Genomic DNA, 3,165 nt, shown 5'->3' on the forward strand with positions numbered 1-3,165 from the left:
AAGCAAATATATTTGCATATGAAATAATTTGTTTGAAAATTATGAAGATAAATTATGCAATAATCATTGAAAATATTGTTAAATTACAATAAATTATAGATTCTAAGAGAATAATAATGCAAGAATGGAAAAATATAAGTTGGCATAAAAATTGCTTTATATAATTGTGTAAAAAAATATTATTCATAGGGAGGATAAATATGGAGAAACAAAATGTTAGAGTAATTATCTGGGGTTTAGGAGCTATGGGCGGCGGAATGGCAGACATGCTTCTTAAAAAAAAGGGTGTTGAAATAGTTGGCGTTGTTGGAAGAGGCGCTAAACTTGGAAAGAGCATGTATGACTTTATTAAGACTGAGAGAGGCGACAGACCGGATGTCATTATTGGTACCTATGAAGATGTAATCAAAGAGAAAGCAGCAGATGTTGTACTTCTATGCACAGATTCCTTTACTAGAAATGCTTTTGACAAAATCAAATATTGCTTAGAGAAAAAAATAAATGTTATATCCAGTGCTGAAGAAATGGCTTATCCTAAGGCTCAAGAACCAGAATTAGCTGCAGAGATGGATAGGATAGCTAAGGAGAATGGAGTTACTGTTCTAGGAACAGGAATAAATCCAGGATTGATTATGGATCTATTGGTAGTATGCTTAACAGGCGCTTGCATAGATGTTGAGCATATAACTGCAAGAAGAGTGAACAGCCTATCACCTTTTGGACCGGCAGTTATGCACGAGCAAGGTATAGGTACTACTGTTGAAGAGTTTAAAGAAGGAGCAGCAACAGGAAAGATTGCAGGTCATGTAGGCTTCAATGAATCTATTAATATGATTGCTGATGCATTAGGATGGAAGTTAAGCGACGAAGTAAAACAAACTATGGAACCAATAGTTACAAATGTTTATAGAAAATCTCCCTATGCCGAAGTTCAACCAGGTTATGTAGCAGGTTGTGCAATGAAGGGTTATGGTTATGTTGATGGAGAATTGAAGATCGAAATGGATCATCCACAGCAGATTGAACCTGAACTTGAAGGTACAGATACTGGTGATTATGTTATCATAAAGGGAACGCCAAACATTAATATGGCTAATAAGCCTGAGGTTCCAGGTGGAATAGGAACAATTGCTATGTGTGTAAACATGATACCTCATGTTATCAATGCAAAGCCTGGCTTGAAGACTATGATAGATCTTCCTGTACCAAGAGCGATAATGGGTGATATGAGAGATTTAATAGATAGAGATTAATAAAAGTAGTAAAGCCCCGCTTTTATAAGCGGGGTACAACTACATTATTTGTAGGTGCAAATAAATTTGCATTACAGATAATAAATTAGGAGGCGAATTTTAATGGATATTATTAAAAAAGGAGATTGGGTGCAAATTCACCAGATAGTATTAAAGCCTGAAGAGAGAGCTGCGCATTTACCAGAAGATACCAAAAAAGTGCCATTAGAGTTATGGGTAAAAGGTTTTGCTCTTGAAGATGGGAAAATAGGAGATGAAATAGAAGTTAAAACTGTAACAGGAAGAAAAGTCAGAGGTAAGGCTGTAAATTTAAATCCAAGATATATTCATGATTTCGGTGACTATGTTCCGGAACTGACTAAAATTGACATGCAGCTTAAGGAAATACTTTTCGGAGGTGACGATAATGAATAGAGATATGTCATATGATGCTGTCATGGGCAGAAAAAATGAAATAATGAAGAAAGCTATAGGTATAGACTTTGAAGTCTTTGAATCAGGTGGAATAAGCTTTGATTATGAGAGAATGATGAGAGAAGCAGGCTATAGCTTAGATGAAATACAAAAGATACAATCAAGTACTGGTGTTGGGAATACTCCAATACTAGAATTGAAAAATCTTACAGCTCTTGCAAGAAAATGTGCTCCTAAAGGAAAGGGAGCAAAAATATACATCAAAGATGAAGCTGCTAACCCATCCGGAAGCTTTAAAGCAAGAAGGGCAGCTACTGCAGTATATCATGCCAAGAAGCTAGGGTATAAAGGTGTAATAGCTGCTACTAGTGGTAATTATGGTGCAGCAGTTGCTTCACAGGCTGCCATGGCTGGATTAAAATGTATAGTTGTTCAAGAATGCTATGACAGCAATATGGTAGGCCAGCCTGAAATATTGGAAAAGCAGAGGGTTTGTGAAGCCTATGGTGCAGAAGTTGTACAATTAACCGTAGGTCCTGAACTATTTTATAGCTTCCTATCCCTGCTTGAAGAAACCGGTTATTTTAATGCGTCCTTGTATACTCCCTTTGGTATAGCTGGAGTAGAAACATTAGGATATGAGTTGGTAATGCAATTCAGAGAAAAATTAGGTAAGGATCCTGATAAAGTATTGATTACACATGCCGGTGGAGGTAATGTAACAGGCACTGCCAGAGGTATAATAAAAGCTGGAGCTGAAAATGTAGAAGTAGTTGGAGCAAGTGTTGATCTATCAGGTCTACATATGGCTTCTGATAGAGACTTTAATAGAAAATCCTTTACAACAGGTCACACAGGATTTGGTATACCTTTTGCTACATGGCCAGATAGAGCAGATGTTCCAAGAAATGCTGCAAGACCATTAAGATATTTGGACAGATATTTAACAGTTAAACAAGGCGAAGTATTCTATATAACTGAAGCACTATCTGTTTTGGAAGGAATTGAAAGAGGTCCTGCAGGCAATACCTCTTTGACAGCAGCATTTGCGTTGGCTCAAGAGATGGATGAGGATCAAACCATAGTAGTGCAGGAAACTGAGTACACAGGAGCAGGAAAGCATCCTATGCCGCAGATAAGCTTTGCAAAACAAAATGGCATTGAGATTTTATTTGGAGATCCTGATACAGAGATCCCAGGAAAAAATATAGTTTTCCCAGATCATCCATCAAGAATTAAAGTAAGAGATTTTGATTTGAATAAAGCTAGAGCTTCTTATATAAAGAATGCTATTAACAATTATGGAAAAAATGAAATAAGCAAGCAGGATCTTGAATTCCTTGTAAAGGATACAAAGAGCAGTGAGGAGTTTGTGCTTTCTGTACTATCAGAACTTGGTGCAAAGGTAGAATAATTTAAATAAAAATGGAGGGGTGCTAAGTGAAAAGAGCTGACGATTATGAAAAGAGAAGAGAGCATTTAAAAGATTTGACAGATG

Annotated in this window: 3 protein-coding genes; all 3 read left to right on the forward strand. The window is 36.6% G+C overall.

Annotated features, from left to right (window positions below):
• The first annotated feature begins 200 nt into the window (after positions 1-200).
• The 3 genes from ord (at position 201) to ortB (ending at position 3,081) form a co-directional block, all read left to right on the forward strand.
• Positions 201-1,253 (forward strand): 2,4-diaminopentanoate dehydrogenase, encoded by a 1,053-nt coding sequence (gene ord, locus ACESM9_RS15300; protein ID WP_373000696.1) that lies wholly within the window; start codon positions 201-203, stop codon positions 1,251-1,253.
• Between the two features lie 102 nt (positions 1,254-1,355).
• Positions 1,356-1,667 (forward strand): 2-amino-4-oxopentanoate thiolase subunit OrtA, encoded by a 312-nt coding sequence (gene ortA, locus ACESM9_RS15305; RefSeq protein WP_373000699.1) that lies wholly within the window; start codon positions 1,356-1,358, stop codon positions 1,665-1,667.
• Positions 1,660-3,081: a 2-amino-4-oxopentanoate thiolase subunit OrtB gene (gene ortB, locus ACESM9_RS15310; protein WP_373000702.1), complete on the forward strand. Its 1,422-nt coding sequence runs from the start codon at positions 1,660-1,662 to the stop codon at positions 3,079-3,081. Before ortA ends, ortB begins: the two co-directional genes overlap by 8 nt.
• Positions 3,082-3,165: the final 84 nt, after the last annotated feature.

The sequence above is a fragment of the Lutispora sp. genome, assembly GCF_041687175.1.
Classification (GTDB): domain Bacteria; phylum Bacillota; class Clostridia; order Lutisporales; family Lutisporaceae; genus Lutispora.

Coding starts and splice junctions, on each gene's coding strand:
- ord (WP_373000696.1), top strand. CDS start 201: ATGGAGAAACAAAATGTTAGAGTAATTATCTGGGGTTTAGGAGCTATG.
- ortA (WP_373000699.1), top strand. CDS start 1,356: ATGGATATTATTAAAAAAGGAGATTGGGTGCAAATTCACCAGATAGTA.
- ortB (WP_373000702.1), top strand. CDS start 1,660: ATGAATAGAGATATGTCATATGATGCTGTCATGGGCAGAAAAAATGAA.